General features: G+C 62.1%; 23 protein-coding genes. 8 read left to right on the forward strand and 15 right to left on the reverse strand.

The genetic code is table 11. The annotated features are described in order from the left end of the window. Positions 1–37 precede the first annotated feature (37 nt). The gene (locus tag VI340_RS16620) at positions 38–589 is read left to right on the forward strand and encodes a hypothetical protein (protein ID WP_008311902.1); all 552 of its coding nucleotides are present in this window, start codon (positions 38–40) and stop codon (positions 587–589) included. Between the two features lie 8 nt (positions 590–597). Here the strand turns inward: VI340_RS16620 and VI340_RS16625 are convergent, their stop codons facing one another. Then, entirely contained in the window at positions 598–1101 is a 504-nt protein-coding gene (locus VI340_RS16625) for a GbsR/MarR family transcriptional regulator (protein ID WP_008311903.1), read from the reverse strand. A gap of 144 nt (positions 1102–1245) precedes the next feature. On the opposite strand from VI340_RS16625, the gene VI340_RS16630 reads away from it, so the two are divergent. Together VI340_RS16630 and VI340_RS16635 are read left to right on the forward strand one after the other, a co-directional pair. Then, positions 1246–1599: an ArsR/SmtB family transcription factor gene (locus tag VI340_RS16630; RefSeq protein WP_008311905.1), complete on the forward strand. Its 354-nt coding sequence runs from the start codon at positions 1246–1248 to the stop codon at positions 1597–1599. Between the two features lie 119 nt (positions 1600–1718). After that, a complete protein-coding gene (locus VI340_RS16635; RefSeq protein ID WP_336358792.1) occupies positions 1719–2594 on the forward strand; it encodes a fructosamine kinase family protein in 876 nt (291 codons plus the stop codon). Between the two features lie 42 nt (positions 2595–2636). Here VI340_RS16635 and VI340_RS16640 read toward each other — a convergent pair whose 3' ends face one another. The 5 genes from VI340_RS16640 to VI340_RS16660 form a co-directional block, all read right to left on the reverse strand. Beyond that, on the reverse strand, positions 2637–4016 hold the full coding sequence (locus VI340_RS16640) for a sugar porter family MFS transporter (RefSeq protein ID WP_336330109.1): 1380 nt from the start codon (positions 4014–4016) through the stop codon (positions 2637–2639). 114 nt (positions 4017–4130) lie between these two features. Further along, positions 4131–4610: a universal stress protein gene (locus VI340_RS16645; RefSeq protein WP_008311912.1), complete on the reverse strand. Its 480-nt coding sequence runs from the start codon at positions 4608–4610 to the stop codon at positions 4131–4133. A 158-nt stretch (positions 4611–4768) separates the two neighbouring features. After that, positions 4769–5968 carry an ABC transporter substrate-binding protein gene (locus VI340_RS16650; RefSeq protein ID WP_336358793.1) on the reverse strand — a complete coding sequence of 400 codons (1200 nt, stop codon included), beginning with the start codon at positions 5966–5968 and terminating at the stop codon, positions 4769–4771. Further along, positions 5965–7155, reverse strand: coding sequence for an ABC transporter substrate-binding protein (locus VI340_RS16655; RefSeq protein ID WP_008311915.1), 1191 nt, complete (start codon positions 7153–7155; stop codon positions 5965–5967). Before VI340_RS16655 ends, VI340_RS16650 begins: the two co-directional genes overlap by 4 nt. Further along, a complete protein-coding gene (locus VI340_RS16660; protein WP_336358870.1) occupies positions 7152–8192 on the reverse strand; it encodes an ABC transporter substrate-binding protein in 1041 nt (346 codons plus the stop codon). The genes VI340_RS16655 and VI340_RS16660 overlap by 4 nt, the downstream gene beginning before the upstream one ends. 598 nt (positions 8193–8790) lie before the next feature. On the opposite strand from VI340_RS16660, the gene VI340_RS16665 reads away from it, so the two are divergent. The 3 genes from VI340_RS16665 to VI340_RS16675 all read left to right on the forward strand — a co-directional run bounded on the left by VI340_RS16665 (position 8791) and on the right by VI340_RS16675 (position 13586). Beyond that, positions 8791–9264, forward strand: a complete 474-nt coding sequence (locus tag VI340_RS16665; RefSeq protein WP_008311919.1) for an Lrp/AsnC family transcriptional regulator — start codon at positions 8791–8793, stop codon at positions 9262–9264. Between the two features lie 439 nt (positions 9265–9703). Further along, positions 9704–11191: a proton-conducting transporter transmembrane domain-containing protein gene (locus VI340_RS16670; RefSeq protein WP_336358794.1), complete on the forward strand. Its 1488-nt coding sequence runs from the start codon at positions 9704–9706 to the stop codon at positions 11189–11191. Then, on the forward strand, positions 11181–13586 hold the full coding sequence (locus VI340_RS16675) for a DUF2309 domain-containing protein (RefSeq protein WP_336358795.1): 2406 nt from the start codon (positions 11181–11183) through the stop codon (positions 13584–13586). The genes VI340_RS16670 and VI340_RS16675 overlap by 11 nt, the downstream gene beginning before the upstream one ends. A 259-nt stretch (positions 13587–13845) precedes the next feature. Here VI340_RS16675 and VI340_RS16680 read toward each other — a convergent pair whose 3' ends face one another. The 3 genes from VI340_RS16680 to dgoD form a co-directional block, all read right to left on the reverse strand. Continuing rightward, entirely contained in the window at positions 13846–14874 is a 1029-nt protein-coding gene (locus tag VI340_RS16680) for an LLM class flavin-dependent oxidoreductase (protein ID WP_336358796.1), read from the reverse strand. A gap of 431 nt (positions 14875–15305) precedes the next feature. Further along, positions 15306–16337 carry an NAD(P)-dependent alcohol dehydrogenase gene (locus VI340_RS16685; RefSeq protein WP_336358797.1) on the reverse strand — a complete coding sequence of 344 codons (1032 nt, stop codon included), beginning with the start codon at positions 16335–16337 and terminating at the stop codon, positions 15306–15308. Between the two features lie 69 nt (positions 16338–16406). After that, positions 16407–17558 carry a galactonate dehydratase gene (dgoD, locus tag VI340_RS16690; RefSeq protein WP_336358798.1) on the reverse strand — a complete coding sequence of 384 codons (1152 nt, stop codon included), beginning with the start codon at positions 17556–17558 and terminating at the stop codon, positions 16407–16409. A gap of 120 nt (positions 17559–17678) precedes the next feature. On the opposite strand from dgoD, the gene VI340_RS16695 reads away from it, so the two are divergent. Next, positions 17679–18452, forward strand: a complete 774-nt coding sequence (locus VI340_RS16695; RefSeq protein ID WP_008311929.1) for an SDR family NAD(P)-dependent oxidoreductase — start codon at positions 17679–17681, stop codon at positions 18450–18452. A 5-nt stretch (positions 18453–18457) separates the two neighbouring features. On the opposite strand, the gene VI340_RS16700 is transcribed toward VI340_RS16695, so the two are convergent. The 6 genes from VI340_RS16700 to VI340_RS16725 all read right to left on the reverse strand — a co-directional run bounded on the left by VI340_RS16700 (position 18458) and on the right by VI340_RS16725 (position 25225). After that, a complete protein-coding gene (locus tag VI340_RS16700; protein ID WP_336330101.1) occupies positions 18458–19933 on the reverse strand; it encodes a rhamnulokinase in 1476 nt (491 codons plus the stop codon). Between the two features lie 35 nt (positions 19934–19968). Further along, positions 19969–20622 (reverse strand): class II aldolase/adducin family protein, encoded by a 654-nt coding sequence (locus VI340_RS16705; protein WP_008311931.1) that lies wholly within the window; start codon positions 20620–20622, stop codon positions 19969–19971. Positions 20623–20683: 61 nt separating this feature from the next. Continuing rightward, positions 20684–21844 (reverse strand): ABC transporter ATP-binding protein, encoded by a 1161-nt coding sequence (locus VI340_RS16710; RefSeq protein WP_336358799.1) that lies wholly within the window; start codon positions 21842–21844, stop codon positions 20684–20686. A gap of 91 nt (positions 21845–21935) precedes the next feature. Further along, positions 21936–22814, reverse strand: coding sequence for a carbohydrate ABC transporter permease (locus tag VI340_RS16715; protein WP_008311933.1), 879 nt, complete (start codon positions 22812–22814; stop codon positions 21936–21938). Further along, positions 22814–23746 (reverse strand): carbohydrate ABC transporter permease, encoded by a 933-nt coding sequence (locus tag VI340_RS16720; RefSeq protein WP_336358800.1) that lies wholly within the window; start codon positions 23744–23746, stop codon positions 22814–22816. The genes VI340_RS16715 and VI340_RS16720 overlap by 1 nt, the downstream gene beginning before the upstream one ends. Before the next feature lie 36 nt (positions 23747–23782). Further along, entirely contained in the window at positions 23783–25225 is a 1443-nt protein-coding gene (locus VI340_RS16725; RefSeq protein ID WP_008311935.1) for an ABC transporter substrate-binding protein, read from the reverse strand. 346 nt (positions 25226–25571) lie between these two features. On the opposite strand from VI340_RS16725, the gene VI340_RS16730 reads away from it, so the two are divergent. Beyond that, the gene (locus VI340_RS16730; protein ID WP_336330097.1) at positions 25572–26606 is read left to right on the forward strand and encodes a galactitol-1-phosphate 5-dehydrogenase; all 1035 of its coding nucleotides are present in this window, start codon (positions 25572–25574) and stop codon (positions 26604–26606) included. Positions 26607–26677: the final 71 nt, after the last annotated feature.

Consider the following 26677-nt stretch of genomic DNA (forward strand, 5'->3'; position numbering starts at 1 on the left):
TCGGTTTTATTTCCTTCCCCGCGAACCATCGGGCAGAATGGCATCCTACGTCGCGTTTGACCCCGCCGTCGAAATCAACGGGCAAACGGTACTTACGATAGTCGAAGAGGCGATGGGGAAGTTCTCAGACGAGTACCGGGAACGGGCGCTAACGGCGCTCGATGCGGAGGGAATCACCGACCCGGCGGCCGACGAGTGGTACCCACAACAGGCCTGGCTGAACGCGTTCGAGACGATTGCCGACGACCTGCAACCGCACGTCCTCGACCGGCTCGGCGAACAGATCCCGCGTGTCGCTGACTGGCCGAACGATTTCGACTCTGTTCCGGCGGGGCTCCAGTCGATAGACGAGGCCTACCAGCGCAATCACCGTGGCGGGGACATCGGGCACTACCGCTTCGAATCCGTTGGCGAGCGGACCGGCGAGGTGACGTGTGAGAACCCGTATCCGTGCCCGTTCGACCGTGGCCTCATCCGGGGTGTCGCCCAGCAATACGCGCCGGTCGGCGCGTTCGTGTTCATCGAAGAAACGGGTGAGACGTGTCGTCGGAACGGTGACGATACGTGCACGTACACCGTCTATTGGTAACGCGGTGACTACCGCTCGTAGGTCTCGAGCGCCTCGCGGAGTTCGGCGGCGGAGTACTCCGACGCGAGCTGTACGATCTCCTCCAGGTCTTCGTACGTCTCACGGAGATTTCGAACGCGCTCCTGCTCGCGAGTCTCTGCCAGCACCTGCTCTTCCGCCCGGCGGATGGTCCTGAGCGTCGTCTGGACTTCCCGTTGGATGTACTGCTGGAACACGTCCTGCAGGATGAACCAGACCTCACGTTCGGCCTCGAAACGGACTCGCCTGCCGCCCCCCTCAGACGACCTGCGGTGGATGAGCCCGATACGCGATAGCGTCCGCGTGACGTTACTCACGGTCGATTTCGCGTAGCCCGTTTCTTCGACGAGCTCCGGGATGGAGAGCGGGTCCGATGCGAAGTACAGCACGCCGTAGATGCGCCCGGCGCTTCGGCTGAGGCCGTACACCTCGGCCGACTGCTCCATCGATTCGATGACGCGTTCGCGTGCGACCGCGCTGTCGTCATCACTCATGCATCCGAACTGGCTGCCCTGTTTGCCGCGTGTCCTGCTGCGTCATACCTCTGGCTATTGATTCCGTAAGTATTAAATTGTTTGATTGGTTTGTTCGGATTGAGCCGAACAAACAGAAGCGAACGGCAATACCCTCTACAATCCATGGCAAGCGTCTTCCCCCATCACCCGCCGGTTGACTATGCACCCCGAGAGCAGACGAACGTCGTAGTCAACGGTACCGAACCGACCGACGTCCTTCAGATCCTCTCGTCCGAGGCCGCGCAGGAGATACTGGGGGCGGTCGGGGACGAACCGCGGACCGCGTCGGATATCGCGGACGCAGTCGACCGCTCGCTCCAGAGCGTCTCCTATCACCTCGACCGTCTCTGTGAGGCTGACCTTATCGAACCCGCCGAAACGTGGTACTCGGAGAAGGGGACGGAGATGACAGTGTACGCCCTCGCCACGGAACGACTCGTCGTACAGTTCGGTGACAGCGCTGACCGGTCCGTGTAGCGTCACCAGCCGTTTCGATCACTGCCCCTTCCCGGGAGTTTGCAGTCATGAACGGCTTCGTTTTCGCTGTCGAGGCAGAAGACAAACAGACCTATTGGACCCCTTCTCGTACGCCGACTATGGACGACGGGACGGGCGCGGAACAGCTGACGGCGACAGTGCGACAGCGTGTTTCGAGCGCACTGGACGCCGACGCTCAAAGCGCGACGGCACTCGACGGCGGGGAAGTCGGGTCGGTCTACCGTGTGTCGTTTCGCGACCGTCCTGACGTGGCGGTGAAAGTCGACGACTCGCCGCTCGGAATCGAGGCGGCAATGCTTCAGTACCTCGACCGTGACACGCCGCTTCCCGTTCCGGACGTCCTCCACGTCGAACCGGAACTGCTCGTGCTGTCGTTCGTCCGCGGAGACGGCCGATTCGGTGAACGGGCCGAACGCGACCTCGCGCGCCACGTCGCGTCTCTCCACGACGTCTCGGCCGACGCGTTCGGCTTTCCGTTTGATACCCTCTCGGGACCGTTCAGCCAGTCGAACCCGTGGACCGAGTCGTGGATCGACTTCTTCCGCGAGCGACGACTACTCCCGTTCGCAAGGGCTGCACGGGACGCTGGGGCCCTGCCAGCCACCGAGTTCGACCGGGTGCAGCGACTGGCGGAAACGCTCGACGCTCGTCTCGTCGAGCCGGCCACGCCGTCGCTGCTGCACGGCGACATCCACCCCGGAAACGCTGTCGTGGCTGACGGAACCGTTCGGGCCGTCCTTGACCCAGCGATATATTTCGGCCACGCTGAAGTGGACCTGGCGTACGTCGACCGACTGGACTCGATCGGCGCTGCGTTCTACGATGAGTACCGCCGCCACCGAGATCTCTCCGAGCGGTACTTCGAAGAACGGCGCGACGTGTATATCGCCTTCCACGCGCTGGAGAACGTCCGGTTTTTCGGCGAAGACGGTCTCCCGAGGCTCGACAACGCGTTGGACCGCCTCGGGGTGTAAAAACTGAGAGCGGTGGATTCGCCCGCCGTTCCGATGGCCGACTCAGTCAGCCAGCGAGATGTTCTGCCGGAGGTCGTCTTCGATTGCCTCCAGCGTCCGGCCCTTGGTTTCAGGGACGTAGCGGTAGACGAACAACAACCCTACGAGGCTGCAGAGGCCAAACAGCCAGAACGTCGCTGAGGTTCCGACGCCGTCAGTCAGGACGGGGAAGGTCAGCGACACGAGGAGATTCGCACCCCAGTTGGCGACGGTGACGACACCCATCGCCGACCCGCGAACGGAAAGCGGGTATATCTCAGAGATCAGGAGCCAGAAGACCGGGCCGAGACCGATCGCGAAGAAGGACACGAACAGCATCAGACTGATCGTGGCGATGACGCCGAGGCCCCCGCCGAGACCGGGAAGGTAGAACACAGTACCGAGGACGGCGAGCGTCGCGACCATTCCACCGACACCGACGAGGAGCAGTCGACGCCGACCGACACGGTCGACGAGCAGGATCGCCACGACGGTCATCACTACGTTGATGGTCCCGATGCCGACTGTCGCAAGGATTGAGGCCACGTTTCCTAGCCCGGTGGATTCGAGAATCGTCGGGGCGTAGTAAATGACCGCGTTGATGCCGGTGATCTGTTGGAACACGGCGAGTCCAAGCCCGACCACGAGCGCTGGACGGAGCCACGGAGCCAGCAGGTCCCGAACGCCGGTTTCGGACTGTGTCTCGACGGTCTCCTCGATCTCGCCGAGTTCCTCCTCGACGCCGCCGGACCGCGTCCGCTTGAGGACGGCTCTGGCTTCGTCTTTTCGCCCGTGTTCGAACAGCCAGCGTGGACTTTCGGGCATTTTCAGGATGCCGATGGCCAGCACGACGGCCGGGACCATCCCGGCACCGAGCATCCACCGCCACGCGCCCGCGTCGGCGAACGCGTAGTTGACGAAATACGAGAGGAGGATTCCGGTGGTCACCATGAGCTGATTGAGCGAGGTGAGCCCGCCGCGAATCCTGGGCGGCGCGATTTCGGAGATGTACAGCGGGCCGACAATCGACGCGAAACCGATAGCGACGCCGTCGATAAGCCGACCGGCGACGAGGACGGGGACAGTCGGCGCGACTGCCATCGTGAACGACCCGACGAAGAACACGATGGCCGCGATGAGGATGAGGCGGCGGCGACCGAGGCGGTCGGCTAACTGGCCGCCGACGGCCGCACCGGCCGCGGCCCCGGCCATCGCACCACTGACGATGATCCCCTCGACGAGCGGCGACATGACGAACGAGTCCTGGATGAACAGGAACGCGCCCGAGATGATCCCGGTGTCGAACCCGAACAACAGTCCGTTCAGCGCGGCTAACGCGGAGACGACGTAGACGAACCGGTCGCCGTCACCGCGGAGGACGTTTCGTATGGTGGCTGTGGACATCTGTGTAAAAATGAACTCGAATCTGTGTAAAAGTCTTTCCAAGTCTTTTCGCACCACGGTGAAGCCACTGGGGGCGGGCGGCGTCGGGCAAGGCCCGGAGCGCAGTCTGCCCGGTCATCGGTCGCGAACGAACGTAACCGGGCACGGAGCGTTCAACATCACCTCCTGAGCCGTGCTCCCGAAGATAGCCTTCCCCGCCGGAGAGCGCTGCCGCCCGCCGACAATCACGCGGTCGGCGGACACGTCTCTCGCGATCGAAACGATACCCTCCCCACTCGTCCCAGTCGTCGCGCGGGGGATAGTCGTCAGCGACTCGGCTTCTAGCTCGTCGATGATGTCCTGTGTGACCGACATCTGTGCGGCCAGCTCGTCCGGGTCGATGTTTTCGTCCGGCGTTTCGAGCAGTTGCTCTACCGCCTCCCGGTACGAGTCCGGATCGAACACATGTGCGATAATTACTGTCGCGTCTGTCGGCACCGTGACTTCAGTAACGGCGTCGACGAGCGTGTCGACGCGGGCGTCGTCGCGGCTACCGATCGCGAGTAGCACGGTTTCGAGGCCGCGCGAATCGGTCGCTGCTGTCACTTCAGTCATCAGCACTGAGCTTCGCTGCCGGGGTAAAAAGAAGCTGCTATGAGTTTACTATAATTATAGTAATTATTTATATTCAGCTATATAACCCGCTTCCACCGCGACGGGGACATCCAGCCACTCCTATGAGAGCGGGTGTCGCGGTGGCACGGACCTGTCTCTCACTCGGCAACTCCTTCTGTAACAATCCTCGCGAGGCGTTCTCGGTCGAACAACTGCGCCTCTGTGAACGTCTCGGGGAAGTAGCACTTCGCGTACCGTTCGATCATGAATAGGTTGTGCAACGGGCCGGTGTAGATCGGACCGCCGCGAAACACCCTGTCGTTCTGGACGGCCCTCAACCGGCTGCCCACTTCGTGCTCTTTCATATGGGCGAGCACTGAGTTCTCGAACTCCTCACGGGTCTTCCCCTCGCGATGGTATCGCAGAAGGAGTGAGTCTGGATCTATCTCCAGCAACGCTTCGTAATCGAGCGACTCCGAGCCGGAGTACCCCTCGATTGCGGTGTCCGAGAACGCGTCGGCAATTCCGAGCGTTTGGAAGTGTTCCTTGTTGGCCCCGTTCCCGCTGATCCGATACGGCGTGAACGCTTCCGGCTCCTCGCCGGCGAACATGAGCGCGGCGTTCGGTCGCTCCTCTGGTGCCGGGAGCCGAGCCTGCACCGTTTCGGTTAGCTCGTCGTGGATTGAACGGATCGCCTCGAAGCGCGTCCGTTCCTGAACCATCTCAGCCACCTTCTCGAAAGCCTCGTACAGGCTGTAGTACCGGTAGTTGTGCCAGTCGTCAGTCTGTCGGAAAACGAGGTTTCCGATAAACGGAGCGACGTTCTCCCGGACTTCCGTGAGGTCGGACTGTTCCCATGCTTTGAGCCAGTGTGTCAGTGCGTGCGGATCGATGAGATGCAGATCCGCGTCCATCTCGTAGAACGCCTCCTTCGAGACGCCGTCGCTCCAGAGCTGTGTGAGGGCGTCGAGGTCTATAGACACTCCATCGAGTTCCTCGTAGTGCAGCGTCTTGTACCGTCCACGGTACCAGATTGATTGTACTGCGTCGCCGTGACCGAGCGCGACCAGCATATCGATGTAGTCCGCGGTGAAGGGGGCGATTGTCTCGGGCACAGTTTCGAACTCGACGGTTCCGACTGGCTCCATCGTCACCGAATACGTTCCGTCGGAAGTCGCTGGCCCGGTAGCGCTCGGTTCGGTATCCGTGGTCCTGTCGCCGGTCCCGGCTTCCGAAGATTCCTGACTGCTGTTGCCCGAACATCCGGCGAGTAGTCCACCGAGGGCGAGTGTACCACCGCCTTTCACGACTTCTCTCCGCGTCGGTCGTTCGAACGTTGCTCCGTCCGGGCCACTCATTCGAACTCACCCGTGACGATATCGGCGATTCGCTGCCGGTCGAAGAGTTTGGTGTCGGAGGTCACGTCGCCGAAGATATCGGGATAGAGTTGTTGGGCCGCCCGTTCGGTCAGGAAGAAATTGTGAATCGGACCCTGCCGGAGGTAGCCACCGCGATACACGCGTCCGTTCTGTACCGCGGTCAGTTGGCTCCCAACGTTGTGGTCCTGCATGAACTGCAGGACGGTCTCCCGGAACTCGGTCGCAGATTTTCGCTCGTGGCCGCGGACGAGGATAACGTCTGGGTCGACTGAGAGAAGGGTTTCGTAGTCGTACTCGCCCCGGTTGGTTGTGCTGAGGTTCTCGATATCGGTTCCGGCAAGCGCGTCGGTGACGCCGAGATCACGCCACTGCTTCTTGCTCGTGCCGTTGTCGTTCAGCCGATAGGGCGAGAACGACTCCGGCTCGTCGGTGCCCTCGAACGTAAGGAGGACGTTCGGACGCTCATCAACTGGCGGGAGCTGACTCTGCAGGTCCGCGATGTAGTCGTCGTGTAGTTGTCTGAACGCCTTGTATCGAGCCTGTTCTTGGAAGACCTCGGCGACCTTTTCGAAGGCCTGATACAGGGTGTAGTACCGGTAGTCGTGCCACTCGTCGGAGCGACGGAAGATCAGATTCCCCATGAACGGAGCGACGTTTTCGGCGATTTCGTCGACGTCCGACTGCGACCAGTCGAACCAGTTGACGAGCATCTCTGGGTCATAGAGGTGTACGTCGCTGTCGAGTTCATAAAACTCCTCTTTCGTTCGGACCTCCGGATTCGCGTCAATCGTCTCCTGGTCGACGGACACACCGGGAAGCTCGTCGTAGACGTACGTGTAGTAGCGGTCCGCCCCGCCGATACCTGTGAGGCCATCGGCTTGTCCGAGTGCCACGCCCATATCGGCGTAAGTGCCACCGTAAGGGAGCCACCGCTCGGGAACCGTCTGGAACGTAACGTCGCCCACTGGCTCCATATTGACGGTGTATGATTCAGTCTCAGTCGCTGTTGGGGTCCCGGTTGTCTCCGTTGGCTCAGTCGCAGTGGAGTCCGTGGCGGAGTTGCTCGAACACCCGGCGAGCAAACTGCCGCCCGCGATCAGCCCGGCACCCTTGATATAATCTCTGCGTGTCGGCTGTTCAAGCGTCGTTCTATCGGGGTCAGTCACTGTCCCTCACCCGTGACTATGTCAGCGACGCGCTGGCGGTCGAACAGCTGTTCCTCGACGGGGAGTTCGGGGTATGGCTCGCCGTCGACGTAGCCCGGCCACTCGCCGAACTGGTCGGGGTACAGTTGTTTCGCTGTCATTTCTGTCTGGAACAGATTCAGGATCGGACCCTGCCGACGGGCACCCTGAGCGTATATCCGCCCCTCTTGGACGGCAGTCATCTTTCTCAGTACCTCGTCGTCTGCCAGTTGTGACCGAATGTCGTCGAGGTTGTGGTACCCCGTCATCGGCCCGAGGACGAGCAACACGTCCGGGTCGGCGTCGAGAAGCAGTTCGGAGTCGAGCGTGATATTCCGCCCGTCGTCGCCGTACTCGTCACCGACGGCGTCGGCTAACGCATCGGTAGCACCCAGCGGGCGGGTGTGGGCAGCGTAGTAGCCCGGGTGGTTCATTTTGTACCCCCATATTTTCTCGTCGGATGTGGAGAACAGGACCAGAGCCGCACTCGGCCGCTCCTGTTCCGGGGGCAGGCCCGCTCTGATAGTCTGCAGCATCGATTCGCGGACCGATGTGAGTGCCTCGTACCGGTCGCTCTCGCGAAACACCTGCGCGATCTTTCCGAAGATTTCCCAGAGCGTGTAGTATTCGTACGCATCGGCCCAGCCTGATGGCGGTTTCTGATGAGTGCCGCTGAGCGTGTTCCCGAACCACGGGCCGACGTTCGAGCCTATCTCTTCGAGGCTACTGTCGTCCCATCCCTCGGCCGTGGCAACCTTCGCTGGGTCCGCTATATGGACATCGCTATCGAGTTCGTACAGTTTCTCTTTGGTCGGCGGCCACGAGGAGTATAGCCCATCCCAGTCGACCGTGACGCCGTCGAGTCGGTGGAGGAACTTCTGATACAGCGACTTGCGGTATTCGGGCGCGTGCATCGCGTTGATCGCGTCGCCTCGCCCAAGCGCGACCAGCATGTCTACGTGGTGGCCCAGTATCGTGAACACACTCTGGGGGACCGTTTCGAACTCGACGGTTCCCATTGGCGACATTGTAACCGAGTATCTCCCGTCCTCCGACGTTGATTCGTTCGACGAGCCTGACTCACTTCCCGTACTCTTCTCGGCCGGAGTTGATTCGGGTCCGGACTGACCTGCACAGCCCGCCAGCAAGCCCCCGCTCACCACCGCGCCGCTGTACTTCATGTAGTCACGTCTCGTTGGACCTTCGTGATTCGTATCATCTCTCGACATAATGATTAGGCCTGCCTAAAAATATATAACTGCTTCGGAATTTAGGCACACCTTAAAACGGGGCGTTGTAATGGATTCCGAACTGCTGTTCAGTAGTGCGTCTACTGGGAGATATCGCTGTAACTTGTCTTCTGCTTCTATACGACACCGAATCAGTAGCCCACATACGCTTCAGATTCACGACGCCGGCTTCCACCGAGCTGTTTGTGTTACAGCCACGCCTGTCTATCGGCATCGAAATTCCCTACTGTTATGCCGGAATCATGGATGGGCATCGAATCGCGACTGTATCGGGAGCAGCTGAAACCTCTCGGCTATGGCTGGTAGCGACAACAGCGGATCGTGGGAACGTACAACAGTAAAGTGTCCTTGCTGTAGACACACTGGTATGGCTGACGAGGAAATCGACGACGTGGACAGAGCGATTCTGTACGCATTACAGGAGGATGCTCGAAACATGTCGTCCGGGGACATCGCAGAGCGAACCGATACGTCCGACAGCACCGTCCGCAAGCGCATCAACCATCTCGAGGCCAGCGAGGTCATCAAAGGCTACAGCGCTGACGTCGACTATCAGCAGGCGGGCTATCCGCTCCGAATGCTGCTCTACTGCACTGCATCGATTCCCGAACGAGGCGATTTAATCCCCGAAATCCTCGATATAGACGGTGTGGTGTCGGTACAGGAACTGGTCACCGGGGAGGAGAACCTCCTCGTGACGGCTGTCGGTGAATCGGATAGCGATATCACGCCGGTCGCGCAGGCACTTCTCGATATGGGCCTGACGGTGGCCGACGAAGTACTCGTCCGGAGCCACGAGACGACGCCCTTCGGTAAGTTCGATTCCGAGAACGAGAGGTAGCTGCGGACGGAACTGCTGTCGCACGGTCGTGTCCCGGACACCTGCGTACCCGTGACTACACGGCGGGACGGCGTATGTGAGCGATTGCGCCAGCTTCGATGACGAACTGAGTTCTCTAACGGTCCACTGAACAGTTTGGTAATCCCCTCCCGTCTCGATACCCGATTAGTCCTCAGCAGCCGAACCGATGTCCGTGTGAGCAGGCCATTTGTCTTTGAAGAACGTTGCCGCGACAGGCCGCGATGTACCTTCCTAACCCATTGGCAGTGGTTTTCGCCGGAGCATCGACAACAGGACCATAATGTTCTATAATCTACTATTTTAGGAACAAATTGGTAGTATAGAAGGATTTAATAACCAGTCCGTTCGCACTAGGGGTGAAGACAACCATAATCGGTCAATCACGTCCCGTGATTACCGTGATCGGTCACGAACAACGATGTCAGGACGCAACTCAACGACGACGGTTGGATCACTCCCGGACACGACGGCTAAATCGCCGTTCGTGCCCGTCGCACTCACATGGCTCGTGTGGTCGATGGTGGCCGCGAGCATTGCTGTGCTTGCCGTCCGAATCCGAACCGGGTTCGCATGGGAGATTCCCGGCGTTGTCGCCGTCGACGGACTGACAGTTCTGATGTGGGTGGTCGTCACCTTCTTCAGCGGTATCGTTCACAGCTACTCGCGCCGCTACCTGGCAGGCAGTCGCCTCAAAACGGGCTTTTTCGCCACCGTATTCGGTTTCACGGTGGTCGTGATGGGGCTGGTCGCGGCTGACCACCTTGCCCTGTTCGGGGCGCTGTGGCTCGCGATGGGATTACTGATGGCGAAACTCATCGGCATCGTCAGCGGCTGGGACCAGGCACAGGCGGCTGCGACGGTCGCCCGCAAGTACTTCCTCGCCAGCAGCGCGCTCCTCGCTGTCGCGCTGACGGCGCTGTGGTGGACGACCGATGCGACCACAGTCACCGGAGTTACGGCGGCTGCCGACGCACTCGGTGGCCCGGTGTGGCTGGTCGCCGCCGGCGCGCTCGTGCTCGCAGCGATGATTCAGTCCGCCCTGCTCCCGTTCCATGGCTGGCTCCTCTCCTCGATGACCGCACCGACGCCCGCCTCGGCGCTGATGCACGCTGGATTCGTCAACGCCGGCGGCATCCTGTTGACCCGCTTCGCGTCGGTCATCACTGTCGACCCTGCGCTCATGCTCGCAATCGTCGCCGTCGGCGGTGCAAGCGCTATCGGCGGGAAACTCCTGAAATCGGTCCAGACGGATATCAAGGGCAAACTCGGCTGTTCGACGGTCGGCCAGATGGGATTCATGATCATGCAGGCCGGCCTCGGCTTCTTCGGGGCTGCTATCACCCATCTCATCCTCCACGGCTTCTACAAGGCCTATCAGTTCCTCAGCGCTGGCGGACAGGTTGAACACACTAGCCCCAGCGAGGGAACGCCACACACGGTAGGAACGACGACGAGCATCATCGGCGTCATCGTCACACTGCTGACCGGCATCGCCGGCGGCGCAGTGTTCGCGGTGCTGACGGGGAAAGGGACGAAGGTCGACAGCGGCCTCCTACTGACGTTCTTTGTGGTGTTCACGACGCTCCACGCGGCCCGTAGCGCCGTACAGCACACCTCGCTTCCGACGGCGACCCGCTACGGGGCCGTCCCAGTGGTCTTCTTCCCGGCTATCGTCATCTACGCCGCGTTCTATACGGGCGTCTCGGGGCTCATGCCTGTCAGCCCGGCAACGACCGAACTGACCCTGCTCCACGGCATTATCGCCGTCGTCTTCGTCGGCATCTACACCGGCATCGAGACCGGGGTTCACGAGCGCAGCCAGCGCCTCTACGTGGCGCTGCTGAACGCCGGTCAACCGGCAGCCGACACTGTGCTCACTGCTACGGAGGACTACAATGAGTACTGAATCCACCATCCACGACAGTATCGACACCGCAGCGACCACCGTCGGCTCCCTCTGGCCCATCCACTCGTTCGTGACGGCAAACCCCCTCGCGGGGTTCGAGGACCAGCCGTTCAGTGAGGCAGTCACGCAGGCAGCCGACCTGTTGGGCGGCCGTGGCTACCCCAGCGCGGAGACGTTCCGTGCGGCGCTACAACGCGGCCAGATAGACCCGGAGATTCTCGACGCGGAACTCTCCGAGGCCGGCTACGAGAACGACCCCGAGGTACTGCTCGACCGGATGGCCACAGCGACCGATGCCTCGAAAAGCGATTCCGACACCACCACGGACCGCGTCGACCAGGTGCTGACGAAGTGGCTGTCGGCGTTCCTCGACGAGGGGAGCGCCCACTGGTCGATGCCGAACCGCGAAGCGGGGTTCTACACCGCTTTCCGCGGAGTGGCCGAGCACGACAGCGAAATCCCCGACGAGGGGGTCATCGCTGACCTGCCCGAGGCACCGACCGAGGCCATCGAAACCGTGCTTGCGCCGTACCCGGAGAGCCAGTGGGTGCCCATTTTCGAGGAGCAACTGGCCGCTCTCCCGGGCTGGACGGGACTCATCAAGCAGCGTGCCGACGACGAGGGGGCGTGGCAGTCGGCGTACCCGATTTCACTGGCGGGGTACCTCGCGGCGCGTCTGGCCCTGCTCGATGCCGTCGGTGCTGACATCGCCCCCTCGAACGACAGCATCGACCCGGACCCGGCCGCCGAACTCGCCGGGGCGTTCCTGCGCGCCTGGGAGGCGACCTACCGCGGCGACCTCGTCGAGACCGTCGCCGCGGAGAGCCAGTCGCTCGCCGACAGTGACAAATCGGGCCGCCCGGACGCACAGATGGTCTTCTGTATCGACACGCGCTCGGAGATCATCCGCCGTCACATCGAGGCCGCGGGCGACTACGAGACCCATGGGTACGCCGGTTTCTTCGGGGTTCCGATGGAGTACCAGGGATACGACGCCGACGTGTCGGTCGACGCTTGCCCGCCGATTCTCGAACCACAACACCGCATCGCCGACGTTCCGACCGACGACGACACCCGGGAGCGCCACGACCGCTTGTGGGGCATCCGTGAGACCGCCGACGAAATCATCGAGACGCTGGAGGCCAACGCCGCCACGGCCTACGGCTTCGTCGAGACCGCCGGCAGCGGCTACGGCCTCGCGCTCGCGGCCCGCACGCTTGTCCCCGGACGCGTGCAGGAGCTATTCGACGCGGCTGACGGTACGGTCCCCGACGAACACGAGTTCTGTGACCCGCTCGTCCACCACCAGCACACCTACGCCGGTGATCTGCCGGTGGGGCTGACCACCGACGAAAAGGTCGAGTACGCCGCCACCGCGTTCGACCTGATGGGCTGGGAGACGTTCAGCCGCCTCGTCGTCTTCACCGGGCACGCCAGTGAGACGACCAACAATCCCTACGATTCGAGTCTGGACTGTGGGGCCTGCGCCGGCAACCCCGGCGGCCCGAACGCCCGCGTGCTGGCGGCGATTTGCAACGACACCGATGTCAGGACCGCGCTTCGTGACCGCGGTTTCGAAATCCCCGAAGACACCGTCTTCCTCGCCGGCGAACACAACACGACGACCGACGAAGTGGCGCTGTACGACAGCGACGTGCCCGAAAGCCACGCCGCTTCTCTCGATCAGCTGCGCGCCGACCTCACCACCGCCCGCGAGAACGCGGCCGCCGAGCGTGCCGAGTCGATGGGTGCCGACACCTCATCAGGGGTCACCGAGACGGAACGCCGCGCCGCCGACTGGGCCGAGACCCGCCCCGAGTGGGGTCTGGCCGGCAACGCCGGCTTTGTCGTCGGTCCCCGCGAACTGACGAGCGATGTCGACCTCAATGGCCGCGCGTTCCTCCACTCCTACGACTGGTCGACTGACCCTGATGGCGAGGCGCTGGAAGCGATACTCACCGGCCCGATGGTCGTCACGCAGTGGATCAACACCCAGTACTACTTCTCGACGGTTGACAACGCCGTCTACGGCAGCGGGTCGAAGGTGACCCACAACCCCGTCGGCAACGTCGGCGTCTATCAGGGCAACGGCGGCGACCTGATGACCGGCCTCCCGCTGCAGTCACTCATGGCTGCCGACGACGACCCGCACCACCAGCCGCTCCGCCTCTCGACGGTCATCCACGCACCGGTCGACCGCGTCAACGACCTTCTCGCCGACCATACGGAACTGACGGACCTGCTCGACAACAACTGGCTCTCGGTGACTGTCGTCGACCCCACGCAGGACCACAGCGCTTTCGAGTACGAGCGTGATCTGGAGTGGTCGCCTGTGTCTGCGCTGTCCGAAGCCGACCGTACGGAACCGACTGCCCCTGCGGCCGCAGACGACTGAACTGGGCCGAACAGCCGGTATCTGGAACCGCCGTCACGCTGACTCTTTGTCTCTCTATACTGAGTTTCAAAATAGAAAATCGCTCAGACCAACTCGTATCTACGTAGGCCTATCTCAATTACGGGTATATAAAAACACCTATGGAATATTGTGCCCCCGATAGCATACGAAAGAGACACTGAGTACACGTTACTGACAAAAACCGAGTATATGAATCTATATGGCATCGACCAACTCACATCCACTTCAGTAGTGGGAGTTAGCGCGGTGTGAGTCCGACACCGTCCGCGAGCAATTCGTGGGAGCGGAGCGCGTCAGCGTGGTCGCCGACGACGTGCTGGATCATCACCTCATCGACACCGACACGCTCAGACAGCTGTTCGAGAAGGTTATTGAGCGTTTCCGGGCTCCCGGAGATCGCTCGTGGCCACTCACCGGCATCCAGCGTGGCGGGTGTCGGTTCGGGCACCGCTCCGAGTTCGTCGATCGCTTCCTCGACAGATGGAGTCGTGCCAACGACCCCTCGCTCCATCCGCTTGAACGACGCTTCGGCCACGGCGCGGAGCCGCGCCGCTTCCGCGTCGGTCTCGGCACAGACCGCGTTCACTGCGACCATCCCCTGTGGCTCGTCGACGCCGCCGGCCAACTCCGACGATTCGAAGTGAGTCCGGTACTCCTCGAACGAACGGGTGGCCAACCCCGGTCGAATGAACGCGGCGAAACAGTAGCGCAGGCCGAGTTCGCCGGCCAGCGCGGCGCTCGACGGACTCGATCCGAGAACCCACGGCACAGGCGTCTCCGCATCTGAACGGGGGATTTCGAGATCACTGTACGCGTGTCCGTCCGGGTAGCTGTCGTAGAGGTGCGAAACGACGGCTTCGATTTTTTCGGCGTGGTCTTCGTCGGGGTTTCGGACGCGGCGGTCCGTCCCGAGCGCGCGGTCCACGGCCGGAGACCCGTTTGCCCGTCCAAGCCCCGCGTCGATTCGTCCGGGAGCAAGGCCGTCGAGGGAGCCGAACAGCTCCGCGACTTTGAACGGGCTGTAGTGGTTGAGGAGGACCGCACCCGACCCGAGCCGAATGGAGTCGGTTTCGGCGGCGAGGTTGCCGAGCAGTACCTCGGGTGTTGTTCCGGCGAGCTTGTTTCCCATCCCGTGGTGTTCCGCCACCCAGAACCGGGAATAGCCGAGGCGTTCGGCCTGCTGTGCCGCGTCGACGGTGTTCGAATACGCGTCAGCCGCAGTTCCGTCATTCGGGACCGGAGAGAGATCGACGATTGAGAGGTCCATATCCGCCCACAACGGTGGCGAGGTTTAACCGTTCGGCTACTCACAGTGCGTGGGTATCTCACTCGGGCACACCACTCTGATGGAACGTCCCACTCGGTTATAACTGATATCTAGAAAAAGCAATAGTTTTATGCAATACTATCTTAAACAGAATGTCTCACTTCGCTATACTGGCTATCTCTGGGCAGTGTGAAGGTCGGAGAATTATATCTCTCGGGTACCTTCCGAAACTCCGGAATCCCAAATTAGTGGGACTCAAACGCCATTAGGCCGTACGTTCAGATAATATACTGCCTCATTAATTATTTCAGAGTCGCGTCCCGAGCTCGTGGGTACAACGGACCTGCTGAAATTACTACCAATACTCAGTAACATCTGTATAGCCATCATATCGAGCTTCTTTCGGGACTATCTTGTCAATGGAATCCCAGTTACGAATCAAGTGATATCATGCCCTTGACCACAGTCGGCTCCATCGCTCGGCGGAACGCGTCGTCGATATCTTCGAGTTCGGATTCGAAGTCGATTATGCCCTCGACGTCGACTTCGCCGTCGGCTAATAGGTCGACAGCCGCGTCGTAGGTGTTCTTGTACCGGAACGAGCCGTGGACGTCGACCTCGTTGTCGATGAGTTCCAGCACGTCGATTGGGACCTCCGCTTCGCTGGCGAGTCCGACCAGAACGACCGTGCCGCCCCGACGGACCACGTCGATTGTCGACTTGATCGACGGCTCCGCGCCGGAGGCTTCGACGACCACATCAGCACCGACGCCGTCCGTGTACTCGGCGACCGCCGCATCGAGATCCGTTTCGGTAACGTCGACTGTCAGGTCCGCTCCTCGTTCTTTGGCGAACTCTAGTTTTTCCTCGACAACATCTGTCAGTATTACGTCCGTCGCGCCCGCGGCACGCGCGGCCTCCAGCACCATCAGCCCGATCGGCCCGGCGCCGGTAATCAGCACTGTATCCCCGGTTCCGACGCTGCCGCGGCGGCAGGCGTGAATCCCGACCGAAAGCGGCTCGCACAACGCCCCCTCGGCAGTGGAGACCGACTCCGGTAGTGTGTAGGCGAAGTCGGCCGGCCACGAGACGTACTCCGTGAATGCGCCGTCGTGTGGCGGCGTCGCCATGAACCGAACGGATTCACAGAGGTGATAGTCGCCGCGCTTGCAGTGGGCACAGCGTCGGCACGGAACGCCAGGTTCGAGCGCGACCCGGTCGCCCGGTTCGTGGTGCGTAACGTTCTCGCCGACTTCGACGACTTCACCGGCGCTCTCGTGTCCGAGGACGAGCGGGTCTTCGACGACGTAGTCGCCGATACGACCGTGTTCGTAGTAGTGGACGTCGGAGCCACAGATCCCAACGTCGCGCACGGCAACGAGTACGTCGTCGGGCCCGGGCGACGGTCTGGGACGGTCCTCCAGTTCGAACTCATTTGGTTCTACCAGTACAGCAGTTCGCATACCTGTTGGCACGGAACAGAGCCATAAAAATACACAGGGTGAGCCGCCTCATTGGGTTGCCGTGTCCAGCTACCACTCCGCGACGCTCCCGTCCTCGTGGTGCCACACCGGGTTGTACCAGTTGACCTCTGTCTGTGCCAGTTCGCGGATGAGAGTCTCGTCGATATCGATACCGAGTCCGGGGCCGGTCGGCCGTTTGACGTAGCCGTCTTCGAACTGGAACGTCTCCGGGTCCTCCAGGACCTTGAGTCGCTGGCTCGTCGTCGGGTCGTGTAGATCGAGGTCCTGTTCGTGCAGCACGACGTTCTGGGCGCAGAACCCGACCTGCAGGCTCGCCGCGAACGCGACAGGACCGAGCGGGCAGTGCGGAACGACGGCCACGTCGAACGCTTCCGCCATCGACGCGACCTTGCGCATCTCGCTGATGCCACCGACGTGGGTCACGTCGGGCTGGAGTATCGATACCCCGTCATCGACGAGGAGCCGCTTGAAGTCATAGCGCGAATAGAACCGTTCGCCAGTCGCTATCGGGACAGTCGTCCGCTCGGCGATACTGGCAAACGAGTCGTCGTGTTCGGGGAGCAGCGGCTGGTCGATGAACATCAGATCGAACTGTTCGAGCCGCTCGACGAGATCCGCGGCCATCGGTTTCGAGACGCGGCCGTGGAAGTCGACGCCAACGAGGGCGTCGTCACCGACGGCATCACGGATTGCGGCTACACGCTCAACCGCATGATCGACAGCGTTCGGCGTCTCAATCGGCCGAAACTCCCGGGCGAAATTGAACTTGAACGCTCTGTAGCCGCGTTCTCGGTCCTCTTCCGCGGCCGCGGCCACGTCTTGCGGATCATCGCCACCGAGCCACTGGTACACGAGTAGCTTATCGCGGACGTGCCCGCCGAGCAGTTCGTGCACCGGTGCGCCGTAGTGCCGCCCCTTGATGTCCCAGAGCGCGTGGTCGATGCCCGCGAGCGCGCTCATGAGTATCGGCCCGCCGCGGAAGTACCCGCTCTGATAGAGCTTCCGCCAGTGATACTCGGTTCGCAGCGGGTCGGCCCCGAGGAGGTACGCCTCCATAAGCTCGGTAACAGCGGCACGGACCGTCTCCAACCGGCCCTGAACGATCGGCTCGCCCCAGCCGACGATCCCCTCGTCAGTCTCCAGTTTTAGAAGCAACCACCGCGGCGGCACGGCGAACAGTTCGAAGTCGGTGATTTGCATAGCTATGTTATCTGCGAGGGAGTACTTGTAATGACTGGCTGCCGATATCGGCCCGACAAAGACTGTAACAAAAATAGGCGTACATTTATGCTGGAGGCTACCGGAGCACCAAGCGTACGCATGAGTGTACTTGACAGTTTCTCCCTCGACGGAGAGACGGCTATCGTCACCGGTGCGGCGCAGGGTCTCGGCAAACAGATGGCGACTGGGCTCACCGAGATGGGGGCCGACGTGGCTATCGCGGACGTGAACATCGAGAAAGCGGAACGGACGGCTTCGGAACTCGACGGTGAAACGGACGTTATCGCGACGGAGGTCGACGTGACGGACGAGGCCTCGGTGGAGGCGATGGTCGAGGACGTGACCGACCGCCTCGGACCGATCGACGTCCTGATCAACAACGCCGGTATCGTCGAGAACTCACCGGCAGAGGAGACGAGCATCGAGTCCTGGCGGCGTGTCGTGTCGGTCAACCTCGACGGTGTCTTCCTCTGTGCCAAGCACGTCGGCCAGCAGATGCTCGAACGGGGCGAGGGCCGCATCGTCAACGTCTCCTCGATGTCAGGCTTCGACGTGAACGTCCCGCAGAAGCAGGCTAGCTACAACACGACGAAAGCCGGCGTCAGGATGCTGACCCAATCTCTGGCGGTCGAGTGGGGCGATCAGGGCGTCCGCGTCAATGCCATTGCGCCCGGGTACATGCGGACCGAACTCGTCGACGAAGTGCTCGAAGAGAGCCCCGAGATGGAAGAGACGTGGCTGGAGAACACGCCGATGGGCCGACTCGGTCGACCGGAGGAACTGAAGGAACTCGTTGTCTACCTCGCGTCGGACGCGTCGTCGTTCATGACGGGGTCGACCGTCGTCATGGACGGCGGCTACACCTCGCGGTGAAAGCGTCAGGCTTCGGACGACGAGTCGTCAGTCAGTGCCGCCAATCGATCTTTTGTGTCGGCCCACTCGCCACCAGCCTGTGGCTCGTAGGTCGTCGTCTCGAACGCCGACTCGACCAACTGCCGCCCGGTTCCGATGTCAGAAACCGTTCCGGCGGCGACGGCCTGTGTGAGGACGTTGCCGACAGCCGTCGCCTCGACTGGCCCAGTCGACACCGGGCGGTCGGTGGCGTCAGCCAGTAACTGACAGAACAGTTCGTTTCTGACACCGCCGCCACCGAGAACGATGCGCGACGGCGGGTCGTCGACGACTGCCGCGAGTGCGTCGAGTTCCAGCGCCGTTTTCGCCGCCAAGCTGTCGAGCAGGCAGCGGACGATACCGCCCCGCCCCGTGGGGACGGGCTGGTCCGTCTGGCGACAGTAGGCCCGAATCTGGTCGGGCATCGGCTCGTCGATGCCGAAGGCGTCGGCGTCCGTATCGACGAGCGCGGTCCGTGGCTGAGCCTCTTCAGCGGCCGACAGCAACGCCTTGTAATCGGCCGATTCGCCGGCCTTGCGCCACGCTTCGCGGCATTCTTCGAGCAGAAAGAACCCGTTGATGTTCTTCAGGAGCCGAACGGTCCCGCCGACGCCGAGTTCGTTCGAAATGGCGTGCTCGAAGGCGGCGTCTGTCCGTACTGGTTCGTCTCGCTCGACACCGAGGATGAACCACGACCCGGTGTTGAGAAACGCGGCGTCCTCGACTAGCGGGAGACCGGCGACGGCCGCCGCCGTGTCGTGGCTCGCCGGCGTTACTATCTCCGGCGTCGAAGACAGGCCCGAAACGACGGTATCATCGACGGCCCCGAGACGTTGACCGGGTTCGGACAGGTCCGGGAGCAGGTCCGTCGGAACCGACAGCTCCTCGAGCAGGTCGGTGGCCCACATCCGCGCCTCGGGATCGACCATCTGCGTGGTCGAGGCTATCGTCACCTCGCCCGCCGGCTGGCCCCCTATCCGTGCAGAGAGGAGCTGTGGCATCATGAGCAGGCCGTCGCTCGCTTCGAGGAGTTCCGGCTCGCGTTCGGCGATGGTGTGGAGCTGCCACAGCGTGTTCGGGGTGTTCCAGTTCGTGATGCCGGTCACGTCGAACAGCCGCCGCTTCCCGACAGCCTCGAACACTTGCTCGCGCGTGGCCGTCGACTCTGGGTCGCGGTAGGAGACCGGGTCCCGGAGCAGTTCGTCGTCGGCCAGGAGTCCGAAGTCGAGCCCCCAGGTGTCGATACCGACCGTATCGAGGCTGTCGGCCTCGTGGTCGGCAGCCCGGATTCCGTCCCCGATGTGGTCGACCAGCGCGTCGACGTCCCAGACGTAGCGGCCGTCCCGTTCGACGGGTCGGTTATCGAACCGGTGGACTTCTTGCACAGCGAAGGACGACTGCGTCACCTCGCCGAGGAACACCGTCCCGCCGCTCGCGCCGATGTCGATAGCGACGTGATTCATGCTCGGATACTTTCAGGTGTGGTTCGCACGCCTGATCACTGCCCGTAGCTGTCGAGTTTGTCAGCCAACCGGTCGATCTCCTCGTCCGGGAGGATCTCCGGCTCACCGATGGCCCGGGCCTGATGGTGGATGCGCGCGCAGTACTCGACCATCAGCGCAACCGTGTAGGCGTCGTCCAGCGTTTCGTCCGCCGTCAGTACGCCGTGGTTGCGCAACAACGTGGCGTTGAACGACTCGCCCAGCGCGTCGACGGCGGCCTCGCCGAGTTTCTCGGTCGCGTGCGTTTCGTATTCGGCGACCGGCACCTCAGTCCCGGTGAACGAGAGGAGGTAGTGCGATGCCGGTATCGCCTCCCCGAGCGAGGCGAACGTCGTCGCGTACGGGGAGTGGGTGTGGACGACGCCGCCGACCGCCGGTCGCTCGCGGTAGACGGCCAGGTGCATCGGAAGCTCCGTCGACGGCTCGATGTCGCCCTCGACGACTGTGCCGTCCGTCTCTACGACCGGGACGTCTTCGGGTTCGATCTCCCCGTAGGGGATTCCCGACGGGCTGATCGCGATGTGGGTCTCGTCGAGCCGGGCACTGAGGTTTCCGCCCGTCCCGGTGGTCAGATCGTCTTCGAGCAGGCTCCGGCCGTACTCGCAGATAGCGTTACGCGTCTCGTAGTGTGAAATGTCTTGCTCTGTCATGTGTCGTGTGTCGATAACTGTCGGTCGGTTGCGGCGAGTGGGATGACGACGGCGCTCGTCGTCACTCGGCGGGCTTCATCTGCTCTTCGAGCGCCATCTCCGTGTCATCTCCGAGCTGGCGCTGGTGGATCGTCTCGCCGCTGGCGGGATCGAACAGGTGCACGTCGCGGTCCGGGATCTCGACGTAGACGTGCTGCCCTTCGCTGATCGGACGCTGGCCGTCCGTCTCCACGATGAACGTCTGGTCGTGGCTCTGTGACCGCGCCTGGAGGTAGACGTAGGAGATACTCCCCATCGGTTCGACGACGTCGACGACGGCCTCGAACTCGTGGCCCGAGTTCGCCCGGTCGTGAAGCGTCATATCCTCAGGCCGGATACCGAGGACGAGTTCGTTTCGACTTCCAACAGCGGACTGCATCCGCTCTGTCAGATCGAAGTCGAAGCCGTCCGCGCGGAGCGTTCCGCCTTCGACCTTGCCTTCGAAGAAGTTCATCGACGGCGAGCCGAGGAAGCCGGCGACGAACTGGTTGGCTGGGCGGTAGAAGCATTCTAGCGGCGTTCCGACCTGCTGGAGTTCCCCGTAGTTGAGGACGACGAGTCGGTCGCCCATCGTCATCGCCTCCGTCTGGTCGTGGGTGACGTATAGCGTCGTCACGTCGAGGTCGTTCTGGAGCCGGTTGATCTCGGTGCGCATCTCCGCCCGAAGCTTCGCGTCCAGGTTCGAAAGCGGCTCGTCCATCAGGAAGACGTTCGGGTCACGGACGATTGCGCGACCGAGCGCGACGCGCTGTTGTTGTCCCCCGGAGAGTTCGCCGGGCTTGTCGTCCAACAGCATGTCGATGTCCATCATCTCGGCGGCGGACGTGACGGCGTCCTCAATCTCGTCGGCGGACATGTCCGTCGACATCTTCAGCCCGAAGGACATGTTCTCCTCGACGGTCATATTGGGGTATAGCGCGTAGTTCTGGAACACCATCGCGATGTCCCGGGCGCGCGGGCCGAGTTGGTTGACCACCTTCTCGCCGATGCGGATATCGCCCTCTGATTGCGTTTCCAGTCCCGCGACAATACGCATGAGCGTCGACTTCCCGCTCCCGGACGGACCGACGAAGACGATGAACTCGCCATCGCGGATGTCCAGCGAGACGTCGTCGACCGCGACGATTGACTCATCTCCTTCACCGAATCGCTTCGTAACGTCGTCGATTGTGATCTTTGCCATTATCTTGCCTCCGATGTACGGCTAAGTGAAGCTACCGCCGCCGCAGGGGCGTCGTTTGCGAGCGATACCTGTCGAGGTGTGGACAGCGTGGTCATTCTTTGATCACCACGCCGAAGCTGAGCCCGGCCGCGAGGTACTTGTTGACCGCGATGAGGAAGATGACGACCGGAACGATCATCGCTGTCGAGGCGGCCGCGAGCATCCCCCATTCGATCGAGCGCGAGCCGATGAACGAGTAGACGAACAGCGTCACCGGCACGGCCTCGAAGCTCGTCAGCACGAGCCCGAACAGCAGCTCGATCCACGCGAAGATGAAGCTGATGATGGCGACCGAGAAGATGCCGGGCTTGGCCGCCGGCAGGACGACCTTCCTGAAGCCCTGGAACTGGGTCGCGCCGTCGACACGGGCCGCCTCTTCCAGCGTCTCGGGGATGCCGTCGAAGAACGCTTTCATCACCCAGACGACAAGGGAGAGGTTGATGCTGACGTACATCAGTACCATCCCGATCCGCGTGTCGAACAGATTGAGCTCCCGGAAGATGATGAAGAAGGGGAGCACGACGGCAATCGGCGGGAGCATCCGCGAGGAGAGTATCCACACGAGCACGTCCCGCTCCATCGGGATGTCGTACCGCGAGAGCACGTACGCGGCGGGGACGCCGATCAACAGCACGAGGACGACCGACGCCGACACCATGACGAGGCTGTTGGCGAACGCCGCGACGAACCCGGAATCCTGGATCAACTGGATATAGTTGTACACCGTCGGCAGGAAGATCCAGTCCGGGGGCAGCGAATTCGCTGTTCCGGGGGGCTTCAGCGACATCGAAGCCAGCCAGTACAGCGGGAACAGCACGATGAACGACCACGTCAGGAGAATCGTGTGTCGAACCACCGTGACGATGGTCTCACGCGTATCCTTGTCGAGTCGCTGTGACGCGGTCGCGGAGTCGCTATCTGTCGTCGCCATCAGTCCCACACCCCCTCGAAGCCGACCTTCGCAATGATGACGTTACACAGTGCAACGACGAGGACGAGGTAGACGACGGCGATCGCTGCGGCCACGGTGATCTGGTTGTTGATGAACATCTGTTCGTAGATGTTGATGCTCACGAGCTGGGTCGTCGTCCCGGGGCCGCCGCCCGTGAGCCCGTACACCACGCCGAACGTCCGGAACAGGTCGATCAACCGGATGAGCGTCGCAACGAACACGACTGGCTTCATGTAGGGAATGATGACGTGGACGTAGCGCCGCCACATCGGCGCACCGTCGACGCGCGACGCCTCGATGAGCGTCTTCGGCACCGACGAGAGGCCGGCGTAGAAGATGATGAACATGAACGGCGTCCAGTTCCAGGCGTCAAGCAGGATCACCGTCAGCAACGGCACGTCCGAGAGAAAGTTCGGCGCGACGAACGGCGTGCCGGTGTTTATGACGTACGGAATGATGCCGATTTCGCTGTTCAGCATGATCCGGCCGATGGTCGCGAGCGAGACGGGCGCGACGGCCATCGGAATGATGAACAACACCCGGTAGAACGACTTCGCCCGGTCGGAGCCGACGCCGGCGACGAGCGCGGCCAGGACGAACCCGAGGATAGTTTCGAGGAGCAGCGCGCTGACGACGACAGTAATCGTAATGACGAACGAGTGGATCGCGCCGCCGCGGGTGAACGCCGTCTCGAAGTTGCGCAGCCCCACGAAATCAGCTGCGAATACATCGAGTGTCGGCTCCGCGATCAGGCTGAGATACAGGTCGTAGGCACCGGGGAAGAAGGTGATCATGATCATCACCAGCACCATCGGTGCCATGAACCAGTACGGGAGGTAGTCGTTCCACAGGTCCCGAAGCCTGGCGAAGGTCGATTTGGGTGCCGTTTCCGTTTGCGTTGGTGTACTCATTTGTGGGATGTGTTGTGGCTCGGGTATGGCTTCAGTTTAATTGCTGTAGATGTCTTCTGCGATGGACGCCGCCTGGGTCATCGCCTCCTCGGCGGACTTCTGGCCGGCGATGGCGCGCTGCAGTTCCTCGGAGTACCGCTGGCCCCATTCGGGGTACTTCCGGTCGAACGGGTCCGGTGCCGCCGCTTGCAGGGATTCGAGGGTGACCTGTGCGAAGTTCTCGCCGACGCGAGAGCGGAACTCGTCGTTCTCCCAGACGGACTGTCGGACGGAGAAGGCGGCGTCGCCCTCGACGTGCATCCAGGTGTTGGTCGGCTGCGAGGACGCCCACACCATGAACAGGAACGCCTGCTCGGAGTTCTGGGCGTTTTTGGACGTGGAGATCTGCCAGTTGAACGCGTTGGGCGAGAACTGGCCGTCGGCCGGGCTGGGCACCTTCGCGATACCGATAGTGTCCGCAACTGAGGAGTCAGAGCCGGTGAGTCCGGGCCAGAACAGGTTCGCGTCGGAGACGATGTGGCCGGCGCGCCCTTCCTGCATCGTCGAGAGCACGTCCGACCAGGTCTGCGTGGACGCGCCTTCGGGACCGTAGTCCTGCAGCAGGCTGACGTACCACTCCGCCGCGTTGATGACGCCGTCGGAGTCGAGGCCGGAATCGTCCGGGAAACTGTCCCAGAGCTCCGCGCCGTTCTGGCGCAGGAACGTGTTCAGGATGTAGATGTTCATCCCGTACCCCTTGTCGCCACGGCCGACGGTGCCGACGACGTCCGATTCGTTCTCGTGGATGGCCTGTGCGTTCTGACGGAACTCTTCGAGCGTCTCCGCGACCTCCAGGTCGTGCTTGTCGTAGAGGTCTTTGCGGTAGAACTGCGTCTGGACTTCGACGGTAATCGGCATCCCGGTCCAGGTGTCGCTGTAGCCACCACCGTGGGCCTGCCACCGCGACGCCTCGAAGAGGTCGTCGGGCTCGTACCAGTCCTCGTCGAAGAGGCTGTCGTCGTCGAAGAACGGGTCGAGCGGCTGGATCCAGCCTTCCTCGCGGAACTGGTTGACGACCTGATCCATGTAGAAAACGTCGAACTGCCCGGCGCCGGTACTGACGTCCGTCTGGCGCTTGGTCCGGAACTGCTGTTCGGGCAGGACGTTCCAGACGACGTCGATCCCAGTCAGTTCCTCGAAGACGGGGACTGCGGGCTTGATGGCTGAAACCCAGGGGTGCTGGACGGCCCCGATGTTGATCGAGGACCCCTCGAACTGTCGCCAGTCGATATCGGCGTCCTCGTACTCGCTGAGCGGAATCGCGAGCTCGCCATCGCTTCCGTCGGTGCTGGTTCCGCCATCGCTACCATCACTACCCCCACTTGAGCCGTCACTTCCGCTCCCATCTGAGCCATCGCCGCCTCGTGTACAGCCAGCGAGACCGCTGAGTAGTCCGACACCTGTCGCTTTCAGAAACGTCCGCCTGTTGGAGTTGGTCATGCCAGTTTGCCTCGTCACTACCGAATTACCGATGCATAATAAAGGTAATCATCTGTAAGGTAGAATACCCATCTCACTGGGGGAGATCCGATGGTTTGCAGTACTAGGACGCCTCTATCTACGAATTCCTCTGTCGCCCGATTACGGGAGACCGTGGCAAGATTTTAATACACGGTCCGAAAACATCGATAGTACGGATCGTGGCTGAGTCCGCTGTGTGCGTCCAGCTCGGCTGGACCAGTGACAACGGGCTACGGCCCAGACCACCCATGACCCGACCCACACCAACTCACGACCGAGGTACTGCTGTAGTGACGACCGCGACCCGACCGTCGGAGGACGACTGATGCGCGCCAGCACGTTGACCGATGTCGGCGAAATTACCGTCGAAGAGCGTGACCGACCGGACCCTGCGGATGACGAGGTTCTCGTGCAGGTCGGCGCCTGTAGCGTCTGCATGACCGACTATCATATGTACCACGGTACCTTCGCCGCAGAGACACCGCTGGTCCTGGGCCACGAAGGTGCCGGGACCGTTGCGGAAGTCGGTGCCGACGTTGAGGGCTTCGCGGTCGGAGACCGCGTCGCAATCAACCCCACCGTCCCCTGTAACGCCTGTTCATACTGCAAGAAGGGGGAGACGCACCTCTGTGAGAACAACACGAGCATCGGCGGTGCCGGTGACACCATCCTCGACGGTGCCTTCGCTGAATACGTCCGCGTCCCGGCGATCAACGTCGAGGACATCGGCGAGATGTCATTCGAACGGGCCGCGCTCGCCGAACCGCTCGCCTGCTGTGTCCACGGCGTCGAGCAGACTGACATCAAACCGGGAGACAGTGTCGGTATTATCGGCGCTGGCCCGATCGGCTTGCTGCTCCTGCAGGCGTTCCGCAATGCGGGCGCTGCCCCAATCGTGGTTTCCGAACTCGATGACGAACGGCGAGAGCTGGCTGCCGACCTCGGCGCAGATGCCGTCGTCGACCCCAACGACGAAGATCCCGAGGAAGCGATCCCTGCGGCGGCCGGCGGACCGGTCGATGTCGGCGCCGAGGCTATCGGGCTCGTCCCGACAATCAAGCAGGCCAACGCTGTGACCGCGCCCGGCGGCTCGACACTCATCTTCGGTGTCCCTGACCAAGAAGCGACAATGGAAATCAGCCCGTTCGATGTCTTCTTCGACGAGGTCGACTACCGCGGCTCGTTCTCCCTGACGACCGAGGACTTCGAGCGAGCGATAACACTGCTCAGACACGAACGCATCGACGCCGAGACGCTCATCACCGAACGTATCGGGCTCGACGATCTCCCGACAGCGTTTGAACGGATGGGCAACGCTGAGGGGCTGAAGAAAGTAGTCGTTCCAGGGGACGCCGAGTGAGCGAGTACGACCTCCTCGATACTGTCCGGAAACGCGGTCCTCGTGGCGCTTGACCACGGTATCGGTCTGGA

The sequence above is a fragment of the Haloarcula sp. CGMCC 1.6347 genome (assembly GCF_037078395.1).
In the GTDB taxonomy this organism is placed as follows: Archaea; Halobacteriota; Halobacteria; order Halobacteriales; family Haloarculaceae; genus Haloarcula; species Haloarcula amylolytica.